General features: G+C 53.2%; 23 protein-coding genes and 2 tRNA genes. 8 read left to right on the top strand and 17 right to left on the bottom strand.

The window, feature by feature from the left end:
• Positions 1 to 13: 13 nt before the first annotated feature.
• The 9 genes from O0S09_RS07865 to O0S09_RS07825 all read right to left on the bottom strand — a co-directional run bounded on the left by O0S09_RS07865 (position 14) and on the right by O0S09_RS07825 (position 11190).
• A complete protein-coding gene (locus O0S09_RS07865) occupies positions 14 to 883 on the bottom strand; it encodes an HhH-GPD family protein (protein ID WP_268923418.1) in 870 nt (289 codons plus the stop codon).
• A gap of 67 nt (positions 884 to 950) precedes the next feature.
• Complete coding sequence (locus O0S09_RS07860) at positions 951 to 3245, bottom strand: UvrD-helicase domain-containing protein (protein WP_268923417.1); 2295 nt, start codon at positions 3243 to 3245, stop codon at positions 951 to 953.
• 477 nt (positions 3246 to 3722) lie between these two features.
• Positions 3723 to 5228, bottom strand: coding sequence for a carbon starvation CstA family protein (locus O0S09_RS07855; protein WP_268923416.1), 1506 nt, complete (start codon positions 5226 to 5228; stop codon positions 3723 to 3725).
• 140 nt (positions 5229 to 5368) lie between these two features.
• On the bottom strand, positions 5369 to 5671 hold the full coding sequence (locus tag O0S09_RS07850) for an energy-coupling factor ABC transporter substrate-binding protein (RefSeq protein ID WP_268923415.1): 303 nt from the start codon (positions 5669 to 5671) through the stop codon (positions 5369 to 5371).
• Positions 5668 to 6363 carry an energy-coupling factor ABC transporter permease gene (locus O0S09_RS07845; RefSeq protein WP_268923414.1) on the bottom strand — a complete coding sequence of 232 codons (696 nt, stop codon included), beginning with the start codon at positions 6361 to 6363 and terminating at the stop codon, positions 5668 to 5670. Before O0S09_RS07845 ends, O0S09_RS07850 begins: the two co-directional genes overlap by 4 nt.
• Before the next feature lie 182 nt (positions 6364 to 6545).
• Positions 6546 to 7487: an HD domain-containing protein gene (locus O0S09_RS07840; protein WP_268923413.1), complete on the bottom strand. Its 942-nt coding sequence runs from the start codon at positions 7485 to 7487 to the stop codon at positions 6546 to 6548.
• Between the two features lie 53 nt (positions 7488 to 7540).
• Positions 7541 to 8845, bottom strand: a complete 1305-nt coding sequence (gene brxD, locus O0S09_RS07835) for a BREX system ATP-binding protein BrxD (protein WP_268923412.1) — start codon at positions 8843 to 8845, stop codon at positions 7541 to 7543.
• Positions 8826 to 10673: a tetratricopeptide repeat protein gene (locus O0S09_RS07830; RefSeq protein WP_268923411.1), complete on the bottom strand. Its 1848-nt coding sequence runs from the start codon at positions 10671 to 10673 to the stop codon at positions 8826 to 8828. The genes brxD and O0S09_RS07830 overlap by 20 nt, the downstream gene beginning before the upstream one ends.
• Positions 10674 to 10677: 4 nt before the next feature.
• A complete protein-coding gene (locus O0S09_RS07825) occupies positions 10678 to 11190 on the bottom strand; it encodes a DJ-1/PfpI family protein (protein WP_268923410.1) in 513 nt (170 codons plus the stop codon).
• A 185-nt stretch (positions 11191 to 11375) separates the two neighbouring features.
• Between O0S09_RS07825 and O0S09_RS07820 the strand changes: the two genes are divergently transcribed.
• A tRNA-Thr gene (locus O0S09_RS07820) sits at positions 11376 to 11449 on the top strand.
• A gap of 13 nt (positions 11450 to 11462) precedes the next feature.
• Here the strand turns inward: O0S09_RS07820 and O0S09_RS07815 are convergent.
• Complete coding sequence (locus O0S09_RS07815) at positions 11463 to 12023, bottom strand: hypothetical protein (protein ID WP_268923409.1); 561 nt, start codon at positions 12021 to 12023, stop codon at positions 11463 to 11465.
• 130 nt (positions 12024 to 12153) lie between these two features.
• Positions 12154 to 12525: a hypothetical protein gene (locus O0S09_RS07810; protein ID WP_268923408.1), complete on the bottom strand. Its 372-nt coding sequence runs from the start codon at positions 12523 to 12525 to the stop codon at positions 12154 to 12156.
• Here O0S09_RS07810 and O0S09_RS07805 point away from each other — a divergent pair.
• Both O0S09_RS07805 and O0S09_RS07800 read left to right on the top strand, forming a co-directional pair.
• Positions 12524 to 13762, top strand: a complete 1239-nt coding sequence (locus O0S09_RS07805; RefSeq protein WP_268923407.1) for a type IV pilin domain-containing protein — start codon at positions 12524 to 12526, stop codon at positions 13760 to 13762. The genes O0S09_RS07810 and O0S09_RS07805 overlap by 2 nt on opposite strands.
• 122 nt (positions 13763 to 13884) lie before the next feature.
• A complete protein-coding gene (locus O0S09_RS07800) occupies positions 13885 to 15552 on the top strand; it encodes a formate--tetrahydrofolate ligase (RefSeq protein ID WP_268923406.1) in 1668 nt (555 codons plus the stop codon).
• Positions 15553 to 15731: 179 nt separating this feature from the next.
• On the opposite strand, the gene O0S09_RS07795 is transcribed toward O0S09_RS07800, so the two are convergent.
• The 3 genes from O0S09_RS07795 to O0S09_RS07785 all read right to left on the bottom strand — a co-directional run bounded on the left by O0S09_RS07795 (position 15732) and on the right by O0S09_RS07785 (position 18376).
• Positions 15732 to 16487 carry a hypothetical protein gene (locus O0S09_RS07795; protein WP_268923405.1) on the bottom strand — a complete coding sequence of 252 codons (756 nt, stop codon included), beginning with the start codon at positions 16485 to 16487 and terminating at the stop codon, positions 15732 to 15734.
• 102 nt (positions 16488 to 16589) lie between these two features.
• Positions 16590 to 17867 (bottom strand): phosphomethylpyrimidine synthase ThiC, encoded by a 1278-nt coding sequence (gene thiC, locus O0S09_RS07790; protein ID WP_268923404.1) that lies wholly within the window; start codon positions 17865 to 17867, stop codon positions 16590 to 16592.
• A gap of 185 nt (positions 17868 to 18052) precedes the next feature.
• Positions 18053 to 18376, bottom strand: coding sequence for a hypothetical protein (locus O0S09_RS07785; protein WP_268923403.1), 324 nt, complete (start codon positions 18374 to 18376; stop codon positions 18053 to 18055).
• Positions 18377 to 18545: 169 nt separating this feature from the next.
• Here O0S09_RS07785 and O0S09_RS07780 point away from each other — a divergent pair, with 169 nt between their 5' ends.
• Positions 18546 to 18869 (top strand): transcriptional regulator, encoded by a 324-nt coding sequence (locus O0S09_RS07780; RefSeq protein ID WP_268923402.1) that lies wholly within the window; start codon positions 18546 to 18548, stop codon positions 18867 to 18869.
• The gene (locus tag O0S09_RS07775; RefSeq protein ID WP_268923401.1) at positions 18866 to 19540 is read left to right on the top strand and encodes a formate dehydrogenase accessory sulfurtransferase FdhD; all 675 of its coding nucleotides are present in this window, start codon (positions 18866 to 18868) and stop codon (positions 19538 to 19540) included. The genes O0S09_RS07780 and O0S09_RS07775 overlap by 4 nt, the downstream gene beginning before the upstream one ends.
• Before the next feature lie 6 nt (positions 19541 to 19546).
• Here the strand turns inward: O0S09_RS07775 and O0S09_RS07770 are convergent, their stop codons facing one another.
• Entirely contained in the window at positions 19547 to 20284 is a 738-nt protein-coding gene (locus O0S09_RS07770) for an SIMPL domain-containing protein (protein ID WP_268923400.1), read from the bottom strand.
• A gap of 84 nt (positions 20285 to 20368) precedes the next feature.
• Positions 20369 to 21388, bottom strand: a complete 1020-nt coding sequence (locus O0S09_RS07765; protein ID WP_268923399.1) for a mechanosensitive ion channel family protein — start codon at positions 21386 to 21388, stop codon at positions 20369 to 20371.
• 86 nt (positions 21389 to 21474) lie between these two features.
• On the opposite strand from O0S09_RS07765, the gene hypD reads away from it, so the two are divergent.
• The 3 genes from hypD to O0S09_RS07750 all read left to right on the top strand — a co-directional run bounded on the left by hypD (position 21475) and on the right by O0S09_RS07750 (position 23420).
• Positions 21475 to 22503, top strand: coding sequence for a hydrogenase formation protein HypD (gene hypD / locus O0S09_RS07760; RefSeq protein WP_268923398.1), 1029 nt, complete (start codon positions 21475 to 21477; stop codon positions 22501 to 22503).
• 89 nt (positions 22504 to 22592) lie between these two features.
• A complete protein-coding gene (locus O0S09_RS07755) occupies positions 22593 to 23270 on the top strand; it encodes a metal-dependent hydrolase (RefSeq protein WP_268923397.1) in 678 nt (225 codons plus the stop codon).
• A 78-nt stretch (positions 23271 to 23348) separates the two neighbouring features.
• Positions 23349 to 23420 (top strand) — tRNA-Arg (locus O0S09_RS07750).
• Positions 23421 to 23579: 159 nt separating this feature from the next.
• Here O0S09_RS07750 and O0S09_RS07745 read toward each other — a convergent pair.
• Positions 23580 to 24926, bottom strand: coding sequence for an ATP-binding protein (locus O0S09_RS07745; protein WP_268923396.1), 1347 nt, complete (start codon positions 24924 to 24926; stop codon positions 23580 to 23582).
• Between the last annotated feature and the right edge of the window lie 286 nt (positions 24927 to 25212).

The following is a 25212-nucleotide window of genomic DNA, read 5'->3' as shown; positions in this document are numbered from 1 at the left end:
CGGAAAACAACAATCACCGCACGCGGTACCCGCCGCCCTCTTCCTGCACAAAGAATCCTTCGCGGCACATCTCATCCAATATACCCGCAACCCTATCTTGGGATGCCCCGATCGCTTTTGCCAGACTCGCACAGTCCCCCAAATCCCCGGCAAGCAGCAGACGAAGCAGTGCTCCGCGAATCTGCCGGTCGGAACCGGCGAATGCCGACTGTTTCACATACTGGCGGCTTCTCCGGTTCGGGTTCGGGACGGATGTTTTGAGGGCAGTGCCCAGATCCATCAGCGCCCAGTACCACTCACGGGATCTGCCCGGCAGAAGACAGGCTTCCACCAGCGGGAGAAGGTCGCGGTCGTCCACAACAGTGGTATCGGAGAAGAAGTAATGAATGAACACGCGGCGGATGTTGGTCTCGATGAAGACAACCGGCCGGTTGAAGGCAAATGCCGCAATAGAACAAGACGTGGCAGGACCGATTCCCGGAAGCGCTGCAAGCGCTTCCGGGTCCTCTGGCAAAACCCCGCCGAACTCATGGGTGATCGCAACCGCGAGTTTCTGAAGATTCAGTGCACGCCGGTTGTATCCCATACCCTGCCATGCAGCAAGAAGTTCCGCCTGCGGGGCAGCAGCAAGTGCGGCAAAATCCGGGAACTTTTCGATGAACTGCGGATACATCACCGCAACCCGCGGCACCTGGGTCTGCTGTAACATCACTTCTGAGACTACAATGCGGTACGGATCGAAGTTGTGCCGCCACTCCATATCGTGCCGCCCTTTGGTTTCATAGAACTCCATCACCTCGTTCTGAAAATCGCGGACGAGATCTCCGGTCATGCCGGACGCGGCAAACCGGCTGCGGAACTCAGAGACAAGACGGGGAGACATCGTGTATCATAATGTGTATCAAATGTCATAGAAATAGTTTGGGAAAAAGTACCTAAAAGCGAACGGTTTATGTCCGTTTTATTCCGGAATCATTATAGGAGATAGGACGCGTCCCCCGGCAGTCCGGATATCGGCTGCATCCATAGAACCAGCCGTACTTACCATGCCGCTTGACCATCTCGGCACCACATTTTGGACACAACACGGCATCCTTTTTTGTCAAAGAATACTCCGTTGGATAGGAAACATTCTCAGGGTCCAGATGTATCAGTTCCGGTACAAAGACTGATATCAAGGATTTCCTCTGGGGAACCGGAAGATACACATTGTTTCGTGTTCTGGTAAGCGCAACATAAAACAACCGCCGCTCTTCCCCATATAGATACCCGTCTTTCTGGGTTAGCACTAATTCAAGGATCGGATCATCCACAATCTTATTCGGAAAACCCAATCGCCTGTTTTCCAGATTCAGAATGATAACATTGTCTGCCTCCAATCCTTTGGAACGATGAACTGTTAGAAATTCCAGAACAAGATGAGGGTATTTTTCAGAGATGACCAGCGTCTGGGTATCGGAACCCGCAGTCCGGACTTTTTTCAGAGAAAATCCTTCACCAAATACACAGGAGCCTTGGGGTTCAATGTCATAATTTGTCCGTCCCAATACCATCACATGAGCAGAATCACCAAAATCCGCAACAATATCTTCTACAATAATTTTGAGCGCTTCGGCTGGTGAAGTCTTGTAGGGAACAACCTTAACCGGCTGAACATTATGCACCTCAGAACGGAGATTCTTTTTCAGTTGTTTTGGATTTTCCATCACAAATTTTCCGGAAGTTGTCACCAGTTCCTGAGAATTACGATAGGTTTTCTCAATTCTCAATACTGCTGAGTACCCAAAATAGGTTTCAAAATTGGTGAAGAGTCCGATATCAGATCCGGCAAACCGGAAAATGGACTGCCAGTCATCCCCAACACAGACCACTTTTGCATTGCATCTCTTGCGAAGTGCCTGAATCAGTTGGAATCTTCCAACGGAAATATCCTGAAATTCATCAACGACGATATAGCGGTAGCGAAGAAAAAAGGATCCGCGATTCACTGCGTCCGTTGCACGATGAATCATATCCGAAAAATCGATCTGATCTGTGGATTGCAGCTTCTTCTGATATCCGGAAAATATCGGTGATACAATTTCAAGGAAAAGCCGTGTTCGTTCACGAAGATAGGGATTGTGCGGGAGATTGTCGGAAAATACCTCTGAAGGAAGATCAGTATATCCATTGGATTTATACAAGGTAATAAATTCAGCAATGAGACGAACAAAATCCGAATAGCCGCTAAGATACTTCTGCTCCATCCATGCCGTGTACATGCTGGTAAGATCCCTGGGTCGGAATATTACCCCATGAGAACGAAGTAATTCCTCTAATTTCGATAAAAGAACACCTTCCTTCTGATAATAGGAATAGGTCTCCAGAAGTGTTGTTCCATGAATTTGGTGAAGAGAACGTTTCCACGTGATGCCTTCCAGATATTCATGTGCTTTTTCCGGAGGCAACCACGGAACAGATCCATCCGCAGAGATACCAAAGTGCTCAAGATACAGATCATATTCCGGAAGATAGAAATCAGGCTGATAGGGTTTTCTTTCAGAATTTCTCGTGGTGTAAGGATACGGACGTTCGTATTCATAATCTATTCCGTTGAGATACAGATAATTTGCGATGGCAAGTTCTTCAAAGCTCTTCACCTGCTCAAAGGAATGTGTGATGCGACGTGTCCGCTGAATATTTTCAAGATAGGTACTGGCAGCAGAACGCAGCGTTTCAAATTGCAGCTTCTGACAAAGTTTCGCTACATCATCAGGAGAGGCACAGGTCCTGAACTCCTCCGGAATATGAATATAACTCCCGAAATAGGTCATAAGTGCAGCAACACCCTCCGGATCATTTCCAAGAGACGCAAAGTACGTCTGAATATGGGATTGTAAGAAATATTCCCCTGCAATATTCGGTCGGAAACCTTGTGATTCGGTAATCAGGTCGAGACCAAGTTTATGGAATGTTTTTGTATCAACGGCAACATCACGCCCACCGGAAACACGATTCCTCAACTCCTCAGTTGCTTTCTTGGTATAGGATATCAGAAGAATTTCTTCAGGACGAATATGTTTTCTTTCGATGAGGTATCGGACTTTTCCACAGATCGTAAGCGTCTTTCCACTGCCTGCACCTGCCACAACGAGAAGATTGTCTTCATCAGTAATTGCAGCAGTACGCTGCTGGACATCCAGAGATTTTCCCTCAATGTTTGAAAAAAATTCGTTGGTTTCTTCCAGTTCCTTTTCGATGAACATCCTATTCCATTTTCCAACACAGGAATCCAAATGAGCGTACGTGTCAAGGAAGGTTAGTTCGTTTTTTCCGAATGGATACCATGGCGGGAGACGGGTAAAATATGTATATACATTCTGAAATTGATTCTGAATACGCAACAGATCACGGTGGGCTATGAAATTATTCCGGAGGGTTTCTATCTCGCAATGGAAATTTCTGACTGATTCGGACATTTGCTGATGAACGGTACTCTGTTGTATTTCCGTAATGCGCTGTGCCCGCTCAGAGGCGAGTCTTTTCGTTCTCCGGGTATCCCAGAGGATACAGCCAATGCTGATTATAATGAGAGCAAAAAAAATGAGGAAAAGTTCACCGGCAGTCATCAAAATCAACACCTGAGTAACTAGTATTTTCTTTTGACCTGATGATAACTATATCTAAATACATTGAAATAGTTGAGTGAGATCAAAACCTTCGGTGAGAGGCAATTGAATGTTTCATTCATCCGCATACATCGCAGGCGCATCCGCCGAAAATACCGGATCATTTCCGAGACGGCGGCCCGTGAAAACCGCAGCAGCACAAAGGATCACGCTCAGCACTGCTGCGACCGCATACGACACCGCAAGCGGCAGACCCAGTCCGAGCGGTGTTCCCGCCAGATGTGCCGGACTCACCCACACAATGTAGCTGATGCACATAAAGAGAATCAGTGTTCCGGGAACCGCCGTGATAAGATACGGTTTTGCCCTGCTTGCCAGATATGCCGTAGCAAGCAGCAGGGCACAGGAAGCGATAAGCTGATTGAACCAGGCAAAGTAGTTCCACAGCACTGCATACCCTGTCGGTGAAAGATTTGACCAGATCAGAAGGCCGCAGATAAGGAGAACAAGCGGAAACAGTACGAGAATGCGGAGTTTTGCGGGAGTCTGATCGATCTTCAGATAATCCGCAACTGACGTCCGGAGAACCCGCAACGCCGTATCGCCGCTCGTGACCGAAAGAAAGATGAACACAACGAGGGAAAGCGAGGCAAGAGCAGCCGGCAGTACAACGCCAACCGCAGTTGAAATGATCAGATTGCCGTTTGAAGAGGCAAGCATCTCCGGCTCAAGGGCAAACAGGATCGAGGTTACCGCAGCCCAGATCATCGCGATAATACCTTCTGCGATCATCATGCCGTAGAAGATCTTCCGTCCGTCCTTTTCGGACTGCATCGTTCGTGAGACTATCGGCGACTGGGTCGCATGAAATCCGGAGAGAATGCCGCAGGCAATCGTAATAAACAGCATCGGGATAAGCGGCTGACCATCGGGATGGGAGGTGAACGCAGCAGTGATTCCTTCAGGCGTCAGGATGATATCAGGGATGAGACCTGCATAGGGAATACAGGCGACACAGACCGCAGCGGTTATCAGGATCAGGAGGCCGCCGATGAACGGATACATTCTGCCGATGATTTTATCGATCGGATACAGCGTGGAAAGAATGTAGTAGAGGAATATACCAATTACTGCGGCAACAAACACCCAGGAACCGAGCGGAATCAGGGTCTGGATAAACTGGGCGGGAATATTGGTAAAGGTGGTCACGACCAGAACCAGACAGACCGCGGCAAGCACCAGGAACAGGCCGCTCACTCGCCGGCCGAAGAACTTTTCCATCAGGATCGGAACGTCAGCACCATTATTTCGCGCAGAGATCATGCCGATATAGTAGTCATGAACTGCACCGCCGATCACGTTTCCGATGGGGAGCAGAAGAAAGACGATCGCGCCGAACTTCATCCCAAGGGCAACGCCAACAATCGGACCCATGCCGGCAATATTGAGCAGCTGCAGAAGCATGTTGCGTTTTTTGGAGAGCGGCACCCGTTCTACCCTGTCCGGATGTGCGAGTGCGGGGGTGAGACGGTCGTCGGGAGCAAAGATCTTTTCGGCGACTTTACCCCAGATGAAATATCCAAGGATGAGAATAGCGATTCCTGCAAGGAAGGTGATCATGTTTCTCAGAAAGTGTGGTGGTAAAAGACCATAATACATGTGATCCGTTTCTGATGTTCAGAATATCGGTACAAAAAAAGTACGGGGTGTCCGGCCCCGGGGAACAAAACAGCCGTCAGGCTTTGTCCACACGTGTGTACTCACTCTTCGTCTTTGCGGCCTTTGGCACCTCTCCAGTAGCCGAAGAAGTAACCTACGATGACTGCACCGATTGCAGTCTGAACGCAGAAGAACAGTGATTCGATCTCACCGCTTGGGGGTTCCCAGATCGGGTTGAACCAGGGAACGTAACCGGTGCTGTCGATCAGATCAGCTGCTCCGCCATCCGCACCACCCCAGCCTTCCTCTCCCTCTCCTCCGGAGGGGATGAGAAACAGTGTGCCGATCACGAAGATGACGATGACAGCAATGCCGAGGATGATCTCCATTGTCGCCCGGTTCATGCTGCCTCACCCTGGATTTTTGCGATCTCTGCATCTTCGATGATGCCGAGTTTCTTGAGAATGTCAGGCTTAACACGGACGATGTACTTTGCAACGAGACCGCAGATGATACCCTCAATGATTGCGAGCGGAATCTGGGTTACGGCAAAGATGGTTGCAAATGCAATGAATGCCGTGAGAATACTGCCGTCAGCCGGAAAGGCAAGGGCGAGCTGCAGAGAGGTAACGGTGTAGGTCACCAGGTTTGCAACTGCTGCGGTGATGAACACCGACAGACCGAGACCGGCATGAGCGTAACGGCGCAGTGCGACGAAGACCAGCCAGGCAACAAACGGGCCGACGATTGCCATCGAGAATACGTTTGCTCCAAGCGTGGTAAGACCGCCGTGCGCAAGTAAAATTGCCTGAAATAACAGTACGATGGTTCCAAGAACCGCGGTGACCCACGGGCCGAAGAAGGAAGCGGACAGACCGGTTCCGGTTGGATGCGAGCAGCTTCCGGTAACTGACGGGATTTTCAGTGCGGAAAGTACAAACACAAATGCACCGCAGACTGCCATCAGAGGAAGAACGCGTCTGTCCTGCTGTATCATCTGTTTCATCCTCCACAGACCGTAGATGACACATGGTGCTGAGAGCACTGCCCACAGCACACACCATTCGATGGGTAAGTACCCTTCCATAATGTGCATTAAACATAATTGACCTAATGAGTATTTATTTGTATTCAAACCAAGTTACAATTTGTGTTAGTAAAATAATTTGTATTGAGGTGTATCATACGAAGATTTCCAAAAGCGCGAAGGAGGGTATGCATGGTGCTGCTGCATCCCGAAGATACATTTCGCAGGCACCTGGTGAAAAAAAGAGGGAGTTATACTGCTTTCCAGAGGAATTTTTCGCTGCGAAGGCCTTTTTTCTTCTGGCCTTTCGGGGTTTCAGAGAGGTCATCAACGATGCTGCGGAGGAGGGAACTTGCCCCGTCGGCCTGGTTTACGAGCCATGCCTCAGCAGTAAGCGGGACGACGTCGCCGTAGATGCCGTGATGCGACTGGATAATATGGCGGAGCTGTAAGAGCTGGGCTTCGGAGATGAGGTGTTTGTACTCGTCGATAAACATGATGCCCATGGTGATGTGTTCGATGAGGTTGTAGGTGTCATTGGGTACGTAGCCGTAGCCGACCTTGTCGAAACAGAAGATCTTGCCGATGTCGTGCAGGACTGCTCCGGCGATGACCATGTCGCGGTTGATCTCGGTCCGGGGCATGGTCTCAACAAGATTCAGGGCGATCCTGACCGTTTCAAGGGAGTGTTCACAAAGGCCTCCGGTGTATTCATGGTGACGGCGGATGGCGGCAGGGCATTCGTAGAACCGCTGATCGAGACAGCAGGCTACAAAGAGCCGGAGATCGCCGTTGACAATGCTTGCGACAATTTTCTGAATTTCGGATGCGTTGCCGGTGATGTCGGCGGGGGTGAAGATGAACTCGGTGTCCTGACCGGGCACGAGTGCGACCGGTCCTCTGAGGAGTGAATCAAGGGTTTCGGCAGTGTCTGAGAAGAGATGCAGTTCGCCGTTCTGGTTGGTTTTTCCGATGCCCGATATTGCATACACCATACCGGTTTTGACCGCCCGGGCAGCTTCAACTGCTTTGTCACCGTAGGCTTTGCATTCAATGGTTCCGGTGCGGTCAGCGAGGGTCATGTAGACAAACTGTTCGCCGCGTTTGCTGCGGAGGTCGGAACGTTTGACGAGGAAGAGGGAGGAGACCTCTGTCCCGTTCGCGATATTTTCTACGTAGAGATTTTTATCCATGGATGATTCCGTCGGATACTATTGGCGGCGAAAAAATAAAGGGTTGCGGAAAATTACCAGCTGACTTCCATGACAGCTTTTTCTTCCTCTTTCAGCGAGGTATCATTCTCTTTTGCGACGAACGCATACTTCTCCATCGGGTTATAGGAGTCATAGAGTGCACATTTGTCCAGCACGTCCACAAACTCCCGCAGGTACAGACGCGGCACCACATCCACGCGGCCGCCGAACCGTCCGGTCACGCGTTCGATCATGGTTCGGATAAACCGAATGGAGACACGGGTTTTGTCAACTTCGGCGTACGCTTCGGTGTAGATGTCGATCACCCGCAGGGAGACTTCTTCGAGTTTTTTTACATCAAACTTCGGCAGAACGATCTGCGTCTGCATGGGATTGGAAAATCCGTCGTCTGCGATCATGCCGATGCGATCGTAGAGCGGCGGCAGGGACCGGATACCTTTTGCACTGTCGAAGAGTGCAGGGGTTCCGGCAAACAGGAGGAAGCAGTTCGGCAGTTCGTTCCGGTCAATCATGTCCACAATCTGGCGGAGGTTGATGTATCCTTTTTCCCGCTGGGGCCGGGCGAATGCCTGGGCGGTTTCCACTTCATCGAAGCTGACGAGGAGGCCTGCGTATCCGGCCTGCACGATAATATGCACCAGACCGTTCAGGAACGCAAGTGCGTCTCCTTCGGTCACGGTTCCTTTGAGGCCGGCCTGCGCCTTGAAGGTTCTGCCGACGGTCTGTTCTCCGGAGATCCAGCCGATGGCTGCCTGAGAGGTGGCGAAGTCACCTTTGTTGTTCGCCTGATAGTAGGTCCGAAGTGCTGCAGCAAGGCCGGAGTGAATGCCGCTTACCCGCGTCAGAACTGCTTCGATCTCTTTTGCGGTCAGGTCGGCAAGTGCCGGGTCGTTTTCGTCGATGCCGGTACTGATGAGCCGGTCTTCGATGCCGTAGATCCAGGTGTCGATGATGCTTTTTAAGGCATGGTCTTCGGTCGGGGTGGTAAGTCCTGCGCAGATGCGTGCATAGACAGCCTGGAGTTTGTGCAGCGGGGTGTCGGGTGAGATGACGACGTGACTTGTGACAAACTTTGCGGCAAGTCCGATCTCTACGGCACGCGAGATGAGAAATGTTTTGCCGGAGCCGTACTCGCCGCGGACAAATTTGCAGTCGGCGTGACCGGTTCCGACGAATGCAAGCTGGGAGGTGATGACTTTTTCTTCGGTTTCAAGGCCGACGGCGAGTCTTCCGAGTCCTGATTCAGGGACGGTGCCGCGACGCAGTGCGTTGATGATTGCAACACTTTCCAGCCGGCGTTCGTCGCGCCCGATTCCGTTATTCTCCGGTATAGCCATATATTTCTCCACGGTCGCCAACGCCCCGTTTTTCGATGATCTTCACGCCTTTTTCGGCGGCTTTGGTGAGGATGCCGTTTACGATGCCGGTTACGCGGCGGGTGTTGAGGACGGATCTGAGATCCATTTCGGTTGCTTCGCGGTGTTCTTTGAGGAAGGCGATGACCTGTTGTTCACGTTCGTCGAGGTCGAGGAGGTTTGCAACCGGGGCCGGTTCACTGCCGGTGTCGGCGGTGGTTTCCATCCAGGCGTTCTTTTCCAGCAGGACGGGGCGTTCGGCGAGTGCCCGGCCTTTTGCCTGGGAGAGCAGCTGCATGAAGTCTTCGACTTTGATTACGGCGGGGTAGCAGGGCATGACGTCAAGACCAAGCAGGCAGTGCCATTTGCATTCTTCGTAGTCCTGCCGCTCAAGGGCGTCTCCTGCGGCGTAGAGGAGGCCGACGGCAAGCATTTCCCGGCCATTGGAGGAGAGTTTTTCGAGTACCGAGGTGAGGCGGGCAAGGATCTGTTCCATGACTTTGGGAATGCGGTACATGGCTTCTTTGCCGTTGAGGACAACGCCTGCGATGCGTTCGACGTCGGCGGCGCGGGTGATGTTGGTGAGGATGTAGCGGATGACGGTTTCGCATTCGCGGTCTTCGCCGAGGCGTTTGAGGAATGCGGCGTAGGCGATGCCGCCGTGGATGTAGTCGGCGCGGTATGCCCGGTAGTACCAGTCCCGCGCCTGGGTGCAGGCGCGGGCTTCTTCGTAGGCGGCGCCGATCTGCGTTAAGCAGACGGCGGTCGGGTAGGAGGAGAGGAGGACGCTGATGATGCCTGCGACTTCTTCTTTGCTGCGGACGGAGTCGAGGAATGCTTTGAAGCGGGTGATGATCAGTTCCTGCATGGCAGGGTCGGCTACTTCTGCGTCTTTGCTGCATTCTTCGGCAATGAGGCTGCGGTAGATGGTGTTGGCGTCGTCGCCGTGTCCGGTACGGGCGGCGAGTTCTGCTTCCAGAAGCCGGTAGACGGGGTCGGTACGGGTTTTGAGGAGGAGGCCGAGTTCGTAACGGGCGGCGTCGTAGTGGCCGAGGAGTTTTTCGAGGAGGATGAAGGAGAAGCGTATCTGGGCTACTTCTTCGTTGTCCATTTCCTCTTCTTCGAAGCTGTCGAGTGCTGACCGGTAGGCGCTTTCGGCGGCTTCGGGGTCAAGTGCTGCGAGGGCTTCGAGGTCGAGCCGGAGGTAGATGAGTTCGCGGACGGTGTTCCAGCCGCGGAGGGCGACACTCATTGCTTTTTGGTATTCTTTTGCGGCGAGGAGTGCTTCGACGTATTCGGGAGAGTATTCATCTTCGCCGAAGTTCTGGATGTGCAGAGCTGCGGCTTCTTCGGGTTCGCCGACCTGGGTTAAGGTCTGCATGAGTTTGCGGATGTCGCCCGGGTCGGAGCCGAACCGTACGAGGGATCGGAGGGAGGGAATTGCGCCGCGAAGGTCGTTTTTGGCGAGGAGGAGCCGGGCGTAGCTTCGGAGGGCGGGTTTGTTTTCGGGGTCAAGGATAAGGGCGGTTGCGTATTCGGAGACGGCGTGTTCGTCACCGGTTTTTTCCATGACGTCGGCAAGGTAGCTGTGCAGGTAGGAGGAGCCGGGCATGATTTGTATGAGGTCGCGGAGGAGGTATCCTGCGGTGTCGTACTGGCCGGTTTCTGCGTAGCTGCGTGCGGCGAGGAGGAGGAGGGCGGGGTCGCTTGTGCCGGAGACGAGGGCAATGACGCCGGCGTAGTTTCCGGCGTTGAAGAGCTGCATTGCGTCGTCGAGTGCGGGAGTGGTGCGGGGTGGTTCGGTTGTCATTGTGTTATGCGAGGTGTTGGAGGATGGTGTCGGCGAAGGCTTTTGCGTCCTGCGGCATGCGTGCGGTGATGATGTTTCCGGAGACGACTACGGGTTCGTTGACGAGGACTGCTTTGTCGAGTTCGAGGATTCTGCGGGATGCGGGGGTGTCAAGGGCAGTGGTGTTTTTTCCGGCGAGGAGGCCGGCTTCGGCGATGATGATTGGGGCAAGGCAGATGGCAGCGGTGAGTTTTCCGGCGTTGCCGATGGCGTTGGTGATGTCGATGAGTTTTTCACATCTCCAGAGGTAGTCCTGACAGCCGATGCCGCCGATGATGACGATGCCGTCGTAGTCGGCGGGGTTGACGTCGTCGAAGGAGAGGTCGGATTCGACAATTTCGCCGTGCATGCCGTAACAGGTTCCGTGGATGGTGGAGGCTGTTATGCATTCAATTCCTTTCTCTTCGAAGGCGGTTTTGGGTACGGTGTATTCCTGATCTAAGAACCGGTCCGGAGCTATTGCGAAAAGAATCTTCATGTGTATTTTATATGGTTTTTCGGAGGGATTAAGGGTTTGGTACTGATGGCGGTGTCCGGAAAGTTCTGGTACGATATTGATCTGTTCAGGGGAAAGACGGGTGAGCGGGTGTCAGGAAGAAAGGTGTAATGCCGGTAAAACGTAAACTATTATTAGAGAGAGGGAGAATTAGTATAGTCACTTTTGCTTCAGTGGCCTAGCCCGGCATAGCGGCTGATTTGTAATCAGCAGGTCGGGGGTTCAAATCCCCCCTGAAGCTTTTTGTTTTTCCGTTAGATCCGCACGTTTTCGGCTTCGAATCCCGGCATGGTGAGGGCTGCATCGCCTTCGGGGATGTTGGTGTAGAGTACCCAGCCGGTGACAGATTCTCCTTCTCTGAGGACGATGTCGTCATACAGCATTTTTTTGTGATATTTTTCCGGTACCGGCAGGAGGTGGGTTGCGGGGTAGGTGGTCTGGGTTGTGCCGGTTTTCACGGAGAGCAGGAGGTCATGGTCGGAGACGGTGACGGATCCCAGGTACCCTTCGCGGCGGGAGTGTTTGCCGAGGGTGTCACAGGTGATGGTTACTTCGATGAGGTAGGCGGTGTTTCCTTCCTTGATGGGGGTGGTGGAGAATCCCGAGGTGGCGAGTTCCTGCATGGCGTCTGCGCCGCGATAGACGGTGAGGACGTCAAGCCCGATGATGTCGTTTTCGGGGATGACCGCCGGTGCCGGGGTGGTTCCGGTTGCGGCGGGGGCCGGTGTCTGGTTTGCCGGGTGTTCGGATGCGATGCAGCCGGCGGTCAGGAGTACGGCGGCGAGGAGAAGGATCAGGGGGAGGAGGTGTTTCATGAGGGATGATTGGTGGTTGTGGTATTTATGGTGTTTGCCGGTACCCTGTGTTGACAGAATGTGTTCTGTGCTTTCCTACTACTATGTACTGTACTAACGAGTACAGTAAGATCACAAGGGAGATATTTTTTCAAAAAATCAGTAGGGGGCATATGACATCACTCCCGCAGATTGTGTGCCAAATGTCTGCAACGTTCCGGTTTTTTGCGCAGGAATTTCTTTTGCGGGAAAAATGATTTCCGTTTTCGGGAGTTTTTATCTTTGGTTTTGCTTTGGGGAACCACGGGACGCAGGTCGAAGGCATGCGTTCCGTGGTTCCTCCAAGAAAAACCAAAGACAAAAATCTTTTCAGGCCACGCTGCTCCGCAGCCGTCCTCTCTTCCAAACACCGCAGGTATTCCTTCTCCGCATCACCGTCAGTTGTTTTTTTTTTCAATTCACATACATACTCAACAACTAACTTATTGTAGATCGAGCGAGAATAATACATCAGAAATACCATGCGGTCCCCACCATCTCACGACGCAGCCGTCTCCCCTGCCATCGGCACAATTCTGCTCGTTGCCCTTACGGTCGTCTTCGTCGCCGTTGCAGCAGTGGTAGCGATGGGGCTTGCGGACGGCATGTTTAACATGAAGCAGGTCGGCCTGACGCTCAAGCCCTATGCATTCAGCGGCGATAGTCCGGAGCACGGGATCGGTTTCATTGTGCATGGGGGAGCGGATGCAGGCGATCTTGTCTCGCTCTCCGCCGTCATTACCGGGCCGGAGCTGACCTATGCGAAGACAAAGAACAACTCCGTCGAAGGGCCGCAGGTCGGGCAGGAGTACCGGATGGCGGCGTACGTTGATCCGGCAGTTCTTGACAAGATTAAAAAAGGTAGTTATACTGTAGATCTCACCACAACCGGAAAGGATTCTGCGGCAGAAATAGAGTGTTACGCAACCGTCACCGGAAAGTTCCGCGACGGAACCGAACAGGTGCTGCTGATCCAGAAGGTGACAATCCCGGCCATCCCCGGAATTGACGGGAGTATGTCGGATCCCAATGGATGGATCTCGGTTGTCCCCTACTACATTAATGACATCTACCCCGGACATGGATTTATGATAACCATTCTGGATGATTCCGTAACGGGTTTAGGTACTCCAACATTCACTGCTACGAGTCCGAAATCGCAAACTATCACCACGTCGAATATGACTGCATCCAATCCCTCTACCCCTGGCAAGAAGCAATATACCTACGATCTTTCGCCACCAAATGGTGATGACTGGTTGAAGACACCTTATCCCAATACACAACCGTCTTCGAATCTATGGGTATTGGGTGCAGTGACCGGAAACGTAACAGTAAATGTACAGGTTGACGACAAGACACACTCTGTTACCGTAGGGCCCATTACAATTCCCCCACGGATGAATATCTTTGAGAACACAAGTAAAGTTGCTGGAAAGCTCACAAAGACGGGTCTTAATAATATCACGATTACATTTGAACCCAAAACTACTCTGAAAGATCATACTCCCGATTTCATTGTGTACTATAGTGGAGACACTCAGAATTCAGTGTATTCTGCGAATATTATCAATGATTTAAAGGGATCAGTTGAGTTTACTCCGTCTTCTCCATTGACAGCCCATCCTAAAGAAAGACTTGAGGCTTTTGTCCTTGTTCAAGTTGGAGGTACCCAGGTCTGGTACAAAGTCGCCTCCGAACCGGTCAGCAAGTTCCTCTAATAACCCCCTCTTTTCCCCGATCCATTCCCGCAGTATTTATCACACCCCCCGCCCATCTATACTATAACGACGACCCCGCCCGCGGTCGTCCCCAGACACCACGAGGGGTGAACCATAACACCATGCTCTCTGACATAGAAATCGCACAACAGGCCGACATGCACAAGATCACACAGATCGCCGCACAACTCGGCATCCAGCCCGACGAACTCGAACCCTACGGCCAGTACAAAGCAAAACTCTCCGACGCACTCGAAAAACGCGTCGCCCAAAACCCAGCCGGCAAACTCATCCTCGTCACCGCCATCAACCCCACCCCCGCCGGCGAAGGCAAAACCACCACCACCGTCGGCCTCGGCCAGGCCATGGCAAAGATCGGCAGAAACGCCATCATCGCCCTGCGGGAACCCTCCCTTGGCCCCGTCTTCGGCGTCAAAGGCGGCGCAGCCGGCGGCGGCTACTCCCAGGTCATCCCCATGGAAGACATCAACCTCCACTTCACCGGCGACATCCACGCAATAACCGCCGCCAACAACCTCCTCTGCGCCATGATCGACAACCACATCCAGCAGGGCAACGCCCTTGACATCGACACCCGCAGAATCACCTTCAAACGCTGCCTCGACATGAACGACCGCGCCTTACGCAACCTCGTCGTCGGCATGGGCGGCCCTGCCAACGGCGTCCCCCGCGAAGACCACTTCATGATCACCGTCGCCTCCGAAGTCATGGCAATCCTCTGCCTTGCAACCGACATCACCGACCTCAAAACCCGGCTCGGAAAAATCATCATCGGCTACAGCCGCAGCGGAAAAATCCTCTACGCGAGTGACCTCCAGGCACAGGGCGCCATGGCTGCACTTCTCAAAGACGCCCTCAAACCCAACCTCGTCCAGACCCTCGAAAACACCCCCTGCCTCATCCACGGCGGCCCCTTCGCCAACATCGCCCACGGCTGCAACTCCGTCCGCGCCACCCGGCTCGCCCTCAAACTCGCCGACTACGTCATCACCGAAGCAGGCTTCGGCTCCGACCTCGGCGCAGAAAAATTCATGGACATCAAATGCCGTTACGCAGGCCTCACCCCGAACGCCATCGTCCTTGTCGCAACCATCCGTGCCCTCAAATATAACGGCGGCATCCCAAAAGACAAATGCAGCGAACCAAACGTTGATGCAATGCAGGCCGGCATGGTCAACCTCGAAGCCCACATTGAAAACCTCCAGAAGTTCGGCGTCCCCATCGTCGTCGCCATCAACCGCTTCGCCGCCGACACCGACGAAGAAATCGCCGCACTCGAACAGTTCTGCAAAGCAAAAGGCGCCGACTTCGCACTCTCCGAAGTCTTCGCAAAAGGCGGCGAAGGCGGACGCGACCTCGCACAAAAAGTCGTCGCCGCAACCGAAAAACCAGGCAGCTTCCACTACCTCTACGACCTCGACAAACCCGTCAAAGAAAAAATCGAAACCATCACCACCAAAATCTACGGCGCCGCAAAAGTCGCCTACTCAGCAGACGCCGAAGCTGCCATCAAAGAGATCGAAGCAGCCGGCTCCGGAAACCTCCCCGTCTGCATCGCAAAAACCCAGTACTCCCTCTCCGACGACCCCAACAAACTCGGCCGCCCGACCGGCTTCACCGTCAGCGCCGCAGTCGTCCGGCTCCTCAACGGCGCCGGCTTCATCGTCGTCGAAACCGGCGCCATCATGACCATGCCCGGCCTCCCCGCAAAACCCGCCGCATGCCAGATAGACATCGACGCAGACGGCAACATCTCCGGCCTCTTCTGAGGTCACCCCTCTTTTTAGCCATTTCGTAGATAATTGTACCGGAAACAGTTGTCTGGTTCGTGGACTGGATAAAAAAGCCGTCACAGATTCTCACAGCAGAACCCGGAAAATCTGTAGCAGCTCCCCCCATCCCGCTCACCACTCACCCGCCTGTACTGTTCAGAAAAAAACCGGCGAAATCATTTCTGCGTATCACACCAAAACGAACACGGAACCCCGGTCACACACTTCCCGCACACATCACAACCGGAATACACCCCCGCATTCTCCAGACAAACCCCAAAACACCGCCACCGATCAAACCCCTCCGGCGACAGCGCCCCGGACGGACAACGTACAAAACACCTCCCGCACGCACCACGCCGCCGGAACAAACACAACTCCTCAGAAAGCGGCACATCCGGCTCAACCGCAATCTCTGCCGCAAACGAACTCACCCGCCCGCAGCAGCCCGCCCGGGTAATCAGCATATTATTCATCCCGAACGTCCCCAGACCCGCCAGCACCGCAAAATGACGATGCGACCACCTGCTCATCAGCGACACCTCCGCAAAACCCGCCGCAGCCCCCGGAACCTCTGCCCTCCCCCCGCGGGAACGGATCAGATCCACCAGCTGATCATTCAGCTCCGCAAACAACGCATTCGTCTCGGCATACGCCCGTGCCCATGCAGGCGACGCAAGAGTACCGGAACAGTTCGTCTCCGCAAGCTCCGGCGTAAACGGCAGAAAATACACAACCACCACACTCGCACCCGCAAGAACATCCTCCGGCATCAGATGATCCAAAGAAACAGAACACTTCAGACCCCGCACCGCAGAACATCGCGCATCACAGAACCCCACAAGCGGATCACCCCACCGTGTAGCAATACCGGGCCGCATTTCATACGCCCGGACAAACGCAGAAACCGCACCGGCAATCAGTTGCCTCATAGATAAGAAAAAATATTGCGGGAAGAACAATAAACATACCGGAACAGCTTTACAGAAATTCCCCCTGCAAAACCACCAGACCAGCACCCGCAAAAAAAAGAATTAAAAGTGGAAGTTCTTCTGCACAATCTTAATCGCACAGAAATCGCCGCACATCGTACACGCATCCGTATCCGCCGGCATCCGTGCATTCCGGATCTCCCGTGCCTTCTGCGCATTCAGCGCAACCGCATACTGACGCTCCCAATCAAGATCACGTCTCGCATGACCCATCTCCAGATCCGCCTCACGGGTCTTTGGCAGCTTCACCATATCACCGACATGCGCCGCAATCCGGGAACTGATCACACCCTCATACACCTCCTCCGGCGTTGGCAGGGCAAGATGCTCCGCAGGCGTCACATAACAGATAAAATCCGCACCCGCCGCAGAAGAAACCGAAGCACCAATAGCCGCAACACGATCATCATAACCCGGCGCAATATCCGTCACCAGAGGACCGAGCATATAGAACGGCTTATTATTCGTCACCCGCTTCTCCAGCTGCACATTCGCCGCAATCTCATCCAGCGGAATATGCCCCGGACCCTCCATAATACACTGAACACCCGCCGCATGCGCCTGATCCGCAAGCTCCGCATTAATCAAAAGCTCCTGAATCGCCGCCCGATCGGTCGCATCATGACAGGCACCCGCCCGCATACCGTTCCCGAACGAAAGCGTAACCTCATGCTCCTTTAAAATCTCCACCAGATAATCGAACCTGCGGTACAGCGGATTCTCCTGCTCATTGTGCAGCATCCAGGCCGTCATAAACGCACCGCCGCGGGACACCAGACCACCGTGACGTCCCTGATGCTTCAGCCGCTTCACCGTCTCATAATTAATACCCGTATGAATCGCCATAAAGTTCGTACCGAGCTTCGCCTGCTCCTCCGTGATCTTAAACAGATCATCCTCATCCATAAAGACCACACCGCCCTTCTTGCGGGCCGCCTCAATGAACGCCTGATACAGAGGAACCGAACCTACGGACAACGTCGTCGCCTCAACCACACGCCGGCGGATATCAAGGAAATCCCCGCCGGTCGAAAGCTCCATCAGAGAATCCGCACCCGCAAGCTCCGCCTGACGGGCTTTTTCGATCTCCTCATCCACATTCACAATATCAGACGACGTACCAATCGAAGCATTCACCTTCGTACGCAGGCCCGAGCCGATACCGCAGAGCTTAACCTTCCGGTACGGACTCATCGGAATCACAATATGTCCGCCGGCAATACCGCGGCGAACGAAATCCTCGGTCACGCCTTCGGCGGCCGCAACGACTTTCATCTCTTCAGTGACAAGTCCGCGTTTTGCGTCTTCCACAATAGTCATGGATAGTAATCGGGAGGGATAGAATATAAACTATATTATTTTCATTAAATAAAATACAATTTAATTTGTGAACCGGACAACCAGACCCGACATCAGCACAGAAAATACGAAGCAGCAGAAAAATTGCAAAAGAAAAGTTGTATTCAGAACGGATTTTTCGGAACAGTCCGCAAGCAGAATTGTCCTCACCGCTCCATCATCCGCTCGAAAAACTTCGGCGGGCGGTGATCCTCCCGCACATCCACCCGGATATAACCCGGCTCTGCCGCATCCAGCACCGCGGGCACAATAACCTCCGCAATCTTATCTCCGGCAATCTCTCCCGCAAGCCCGCCGAGCGTCGTCCCGATGTACTTACCGGTCGTCTTCCCGATCGTTGTGCCGATAACCGGAATCACCCGTCCGGCAACACCGCCGATCTGCTTCCCGGCAAACCCCCCGAGCACCGAACCTGCCGCAACCGAAGTAATTTTGATCGGAACCGCCAGATCCGCAGAACGTTTTCGCATGATACTCTCGTGGTAGGTGCCGACTGCATATAATTTTGCCGGTAACCAAGACCTTTCTCCGGCACACCCGCAGCCCGGAAATCTCCAGCATACCCCCGCACCGCAGAAAAAATACGGACGGAATGAGAAACACATCTTTAATAGTATTCACAGCGAGAATTACTAAACAATGGTAAAAGTACCCTGTCAGGAAATCGTCTGGGACATCATCCCTGCCATGCAGGCAGCCCTTGCCGCCGAACTGGTCAGCCGCGGCGTATCCCAGATCAAAGTCGCCAAAGCCCTGTCAGTAGCCCCCTCCGCCGTATCCCAGTATCTCTCCGGCAAACGGGGATACCGCATCATCTTCGACGACGACATCAAAGAACTCATCGGCAGACTTGCCGAAGACATCAACAGCGGAACAATCACCGAAGACAAACTCGGCGAAGAGTTCTGCATCATCTGCCGCCACCTTCGCGGCAGTGAAACCTGCGACGGACACAACGCATGAACACCTTCTCAAACGGCCTCTTCAACGAACAGGCATTCGCCCTGACCGTCAACGGCAGAAACCTCCTCTCCGTACTCATGCTCCCCGACCTTCCGGACGAGTTCGCCCGCGGCTATCTTGCAACCGAAGCAATCATCCCCGCTGACGAAATCGAATCGATCATGATTGACGGGGCAACCATCGGCGTCCTCACCAGAAACCCCTTCAAAGTTCTCCTCCCCAAACGTGCCGTCATCTCCGGCTGCGGCGGCACCGCATCCTACCTCGACCCCGCACGACTGCCCGTCATCTCCGGCGGTATCACCATCCCGGCCGACACCCTTGCCACACCATTCCCGGAAAACATTCTCGCCGCCGGAGGATTCTGTGCCGCAGCCGTCCTGCCGGACGGCACCGCCTTCACCGCGTGCGACCTCAGCCAGCCGGTCGCACTCGACAAAGCATGCGGTCTCCTCCTGCACGCAGGCCACCAGCCCGCCTCAGCCGCCCTCGTCATCTCCGGCAAACCAACCGGCGACACTATACGAAAAACCCTCAACGCAGGCTTCTCCATCCTTGCCGCATACCAGCCGCCAACCGCACTGGCCGTAGAACTTGCCAAAACCGGCAGTCTCACCCTCGCAGACATCCCGCACAAAAAAATTCACACCGGTCCGGAACGGATCAGATAAAAAAAGTTAGTAAGTATATACAACCGAAACGGTTGCCGTAGTCTCCACCTCACCGGACTGGATCGTCGTAGGAACCGCAGCTCCTGTTCCACTCTCCGCCTTAAGCATCGCCCGGTCAAGCGAGTTGTAGGACACGGAATATCTGCTCTGATCCACCGAAATCGTACCGGTTGAAACAATCTTCACCCCGAGAGCCGAAGCAACGGCGTTTGCATCATTCCGTGCAGCGGTAACTGCCGCAACAAGAGCCTTGTTCCGCTCCTGTGCCTGCTTTGCATCGGACAGACCAAACTGCAGACTGCTCACACTGTTGGCACCTGCACCGACCGCAGCATCAATATACTCGCCGGCCTTCGACACATCATACGACGTTATCTGAACCGTATTGCGGACCTGATAGACCTCAGTCCCGTTCGGCCACTTACCCGGATTGTACTCACCAATGGTGTACGAATAAATATTGTATCCGGTCGTCTTCAGATTATTTTCCGCAATACCGGCACCTTTCAGCGCCGCAACAACTGCCGCCATCCGATCAGCGTTCTGCTGCTGTGCGATCTTTGCATCCGGATCGGTTGTCTCAACCGCAAAACTGATCGTAACTTTATCCGGAGTCGTCACCGACTCACCATACCCGGACGTAAGAATCACCCGGTCGGTCTGGGAGTTCTCTGCTGCGGCGGGAAGAACCAGAAGGGCGAACACCGCAAACAGCACAAGAACTGCAACTGTACTTTTTTTCATATCTGTATCAGATGAATAATTACCCTCAATCCGTCATATAGCTATCCTAAACTACCAAAATTCCGGTAGTTACCAGAAAAAGGGTCAGAGACCTTTCTCCGGCATATTGAGAATCCGCACTTCCCGCTGCGGGAAAGGAATCGAAATGTTCCGCTCGCGGAACAACCGGTCAACCTCACAGTTCACCGCATCAAGAGCCGCATAGTAATACAGCGGCTTTGCCGCACAGATCACCAGCTCAAAGTTCAGACTCGAATCACCAAACGACAAAAAGTTCGTCTCTACCGGCTCGTCGTGAGAAAGATACGGTGTTTTGGCAAACACCGTATCCACCGCCTCTTTCATCGTCTTTTTCACCAGTTCCACATCCGAACCGTAGGCCACCCCGATTTTCAGGCGGATCAGCATATACTCTTCCGGCGCGGAGAAGTTGATCACAGCGTCCCCTGCGATTTTCGAGTTCGGAATCGTCATCAGCTGGGAATCCAGTGTCTTAATGCGGGTACTGCGGGGCCCTATCTGCAGCACCTCCCCGAACTGCCCGCTTACCTGTACCCAGTCACCGACCCGGAACGGCGTATCCACATACAGAACCGCACCGCCGAAAAAGTTGCCGAGAACATCCTGAGCCGCAAGCGCCACCGCAACACCGGCAATTCCGGCTCCTGCCAGAAGCGGCGTAATGTTGATCTCCAGCGTATCAAGAATCATCATCAGACCGAGCCCCCAGATAACGACCCGCAGCGCGAACTTCAGAACCGGGCCGGCACGATTCGGTTCATGATGATCCGCCGGAAAGAAGTACTCAACCGCACTCATACCGATACGGTACACCGTCCAGACACCGAGAAAGACGAGCAGTGCAGAGTAATATTTTGTATTGATGACCAGCAGATCGTGCAGGTAGGTATCGAATGCGACATACGTCGTGGTCGCAAGAATGTATCCTGCGATCGGGTACCCGAACGCATTGACAAAGAACCGTGCTGCTCCGCGATGGAGATAACGCATCAGAAAATGGGTAAGAAGTACTGCACCAATCGCGGCACTGATGCCGATAAGCAGTATCCCTCCGCCGACGAAGAGTTCTTCCAGGTCAAGCATAGATAGTACGTTCGTTTCCGGGTAATCTATATCTTCGCACCGTGTCAATGGGTATTTGTGCTTGCAGGCACAATATTAACAGAAGTATGACCATCGGAACTGATATGGCAAAGACGCTTGCCGAGGTGGTTGATCGGGATATCCGGATTATGCATGTGTGCGGTACACACGAGGCAGCGATTGCAAAGTACGGTATCCGGTCGGTTCTGCCGCCGCAGCTGAAGATTGTGATGGGCCCGGGATGCCCGGTCTGCATCACGCCGCAGGGCGAGATTGATGCGGCCTGTGAACTTGCGGAACGCGGCTGTATTGTGGCGACCTACGGAGACCTGCTCCGTGTTCCGGGGACGAAGACATCGCTGGAGCACGTGAACGGGGATGTCCGGATTGTGCAGGGAGCAGCAAAGGCGGTGGAGATTGCCCGCCAGAATCCGGAGAAGGAAGTGGTGTTCATCTCGGTCGGGTTTGAGACGACTGTGCCGACCGTCGCGGCCACGCTTCTGACGAATCCGCCGGAGAATTTCAGTATTCTTGTGTCGCACCGGCTGGTGCCGCCGGTGATGAAGTGGCTGATGGCTCAGGGCGAGGCGTCACTGGACGGGTTTATTCTGCCGGGCCATGTGTGTGCGGTGATGGGGTATCATGAGTATGAGGCGTTTCCCGTGCCGCAGGTGGTGGCAGGGTTTGAGCCGGAGGATATTCTGCTTTCCCTGCTGATGATTGCCCGGCAGGTGGAGAACGGCGAGGCGAAGGTGGAGAATGCGTATCCGCGGGTGGTGACCCGCGAGGGAAATGTGAAGGCGCAGAAGCTGATGCAGGAGGTTTTTACGCCGACGGATGTGGAATGGCGCGGTTTTCCGGTGATTCCGGATTCGGGTCTTGCGCTCAGGCCGGAGTTTGCGGCGTTTGATGCACAGAAGAAGTTTGATCTGGTGTATGCGAAGGTGACGAAGAACTCAGGGTGTATCTGTGACCGGGTGCTGCGGGGACTTGCGGATCCGTCCGACTGCAAGCTGTACGGGAAAGCGTGTACGCCGCGGGTGCCGATCGGACCCTGTATGGTGAGCCATGAGGGCGCGTGCCGGATCTGGTATCAGTACCAGCTGCAAAAATAAATGTGAATCTCCTGATTTGTACTGCCAGAATCAAGGCATGACAAATCATGTCGTTACCTTAATGTATTCAAAATGTAATTGATTACATCATGCGTGGGGACGATCATATTGGGATTAGTCTTGGGGTTGCGTTCCTTATTATTTCTCCAATTCTTATATCCCAGCCAGTTATTTCAGTTCTTTTCCTCATTGGTGTCATTATCGGATCTTTACTGCCGGATGCCGATGCATCTGACAGTAAAATGTATTATATGAGCGAAATAGTGCTTGCATTCGCACTTCTGATGAAACCGATTGTTTACCTCACAAGATCAGTTTACAAATTACTGCATATCCACTATGACTCCAGACACAGGAAAAGTCTCCATACGATTTTAGGTATTACAATCTCCGTTATCATGCTCTCACTTCTGATCAATATTGTTGTATTGCTTATTGGCTTGTGGACGCCTCTTCTGATTCCGCTTTGTATTGGACTGTATGTGGGGAGTATCTTCCATTTGATCGAGGATTGCTGTACGAAAAGCGGCCTCTCTCCCCTGCTCCCGTTTAGTGATCGACATTTTTCCGGGAAAATAATTACAAGTTCAAGAAGGAATTTTTGTAACGGAAGGCCAGATTTATATGCAAAAATCCCTCTTATCCTCGGAGGGGGTGTCTTAATCACCGGTGTTCTTGTTGAAGGGCTGGATATGAATATGGTATTTTGTGTTACAGTCTTATTGGGCATCCTGATTTGGCCGGTGATGTACTGTGTATCACGATAAAATGGTATAGAGCAAAGTTTCTTAGCAGTATTTCCTTATCTTTTTATACTGACAGGGTTAATAGAGTAAGGCACATTTGCACTTGTAGGGTAGCGGATATCCTGGAAGCCTCCGGAGCTTTCGACCCGGGTTCAAATCCCGGCAGGTGCGTTTTGTCCTTTTTTCACGATGAAACACAGATTTGTTCCCGGATTTATGTCTATAAAACCCCGATTCATGGGCTGAAATATGATCAATGACGATGTTGGTTGTCAATACACGAATTGAGGGACAACCTCTGTGTTCACCGGTGAATCCAAAACAGCAGAGTCAGTTCGGTGATGCGGACGGGGAGAGTTCCTCCGCCATATCCCGCAACCGCCACACAAGCATGAGCGGCAGGTCAAAAAGTGCCCCGGATTCATCCCGCCGGAGCTGCATCTCCGCCAGACTCATCCTCACGGAAATTTCCGGCGCATATAACTCCCGATACCGGGCAAGACTCTTGGACCGCGTATTTTCCGCGGCCTTTACTTCGACCGGCACAACGTTTGCTCCCTCCTGCACGACAAAATCCACCTCAGCACGATTACCGGATTTCCAGAAACATACACGCGGGACACCCTGCGGAATAAGTTCGGTAAGTACATAATTTTCGGTGAGTGCGCCCCGCAGATGGGAGGTCAGCGGGTTTCCGGCAAGCAAAGCTTCTGCCGGAAACCCGGCGAGCGTACGAAGCAGGCCGACATCGGCAAGATAGAGTTTGAAATAGGTCGCATCTGCATACGCCGAGAGCGGAATGCCGGGCCGTTCAACTTTTTCCACTTTGTACACAAGTCCGGCATCAATCAGCCACTGTACTGCATCCTCAAGGTCTTTTGCCCGTGCACCGGATTTCACGTGGCTGAAGACAAATTTCCCGTTGTCTTTTGCAAGCTGCTGAGGAATTGCATCCCAGATGAGATTGAGTTTCGGGAGGTCTTTGAGCGGGGCATGTTTGGCAAAGTCCAGGGCATAACTTTGCAGGATCTGGCGGTGAACATCTTCAACGCGGGATATATCATGTGTTGTTGTCCAGCTCAGAACCGCTTCCGGCATTCCGCCGGTGATAAGATAGTCGCGGTAGAGCGCTCTCAGTTCGGGAAGGATACTCTGCGGGACAGTGCCTGAGATCGGGAGAGTGTTGAGATGCGAGAGAAGCAGATCTTTTCCGTTTGCTTTCAGAAATTCGGGGAAGTTCATGGGGTAAAGGGTAAGGAGCCTGACTTTTCCCACAGGAAAGGAGAGCGGCCCTGCAAGGGCAATGCCGAGCAGTGAACCGGCACCTGCGATGTGCTGGGCGGGGAGGTTTTCTGTGAAGTATTTAAGCGAGGTGAGGGCAGCAGGGCAGAACTGGATTTCGTCAAAGATGAGGAGAGTTGTTCCGGGGAGGATCGGGCTGCCGCGCAGCAGGCCGAGTTCGATAAGGATGCGGTCGGGGTTGAGGTCTGCGGCGAAGACGTGGTGGAGTGGAGTGTTTCCTTCGAAGTTGAAGTAGGCGGTATCGGTGAAGTGTTCTTTGCCGAACTGTTTGAGAAGCCAGGTTTTCCCGCATTGTCTGACGCCTTTGAGAATGAGGGGTTTTCGTGCCGGATCGTCTTTCCAGGCAAGGAGTTCCTGTGTTATCTGCCGCTGCATGGGAGGTCACCACGGTTTTTCATATGTATTTTGCAGTAGCATGCTGCAAAATTGATAGGTAATATGTGGTTGCCGGGAGGTATTAAGGTAGTGGTGATTGGGGTGTCATACGGTTTTTGGAGGAGTTACACCAGTCGCCGGTGACGCGGACATACGCAAAAAAAAACACCGGGACCCAGGCAACTGACCCCTCTCTCCGGCACAGATGAAAATGGAGTCCGCATGCTTTGCCTTGCCATCGATGCCGGTATCGGGTTCGAAGATCATCTCCGGGCTTGCGACTCAG

Origin of the sequence: Methanocorpusculum vombati (assembly GCF_026891935.1) — an archaeon.
Lineage (GTDB): Archaea > Halobacteriota > Methanomicrobia > Methanomicrobiales > Methanocorpusculaceae > Methanocorpusculum > Methanocorpusculum vombati.
The sequence above is the reverse complement of the archived record's forward strand: the minus strand, read 5'-3'. Positions and strand labels throughout refer to the sequence as shown.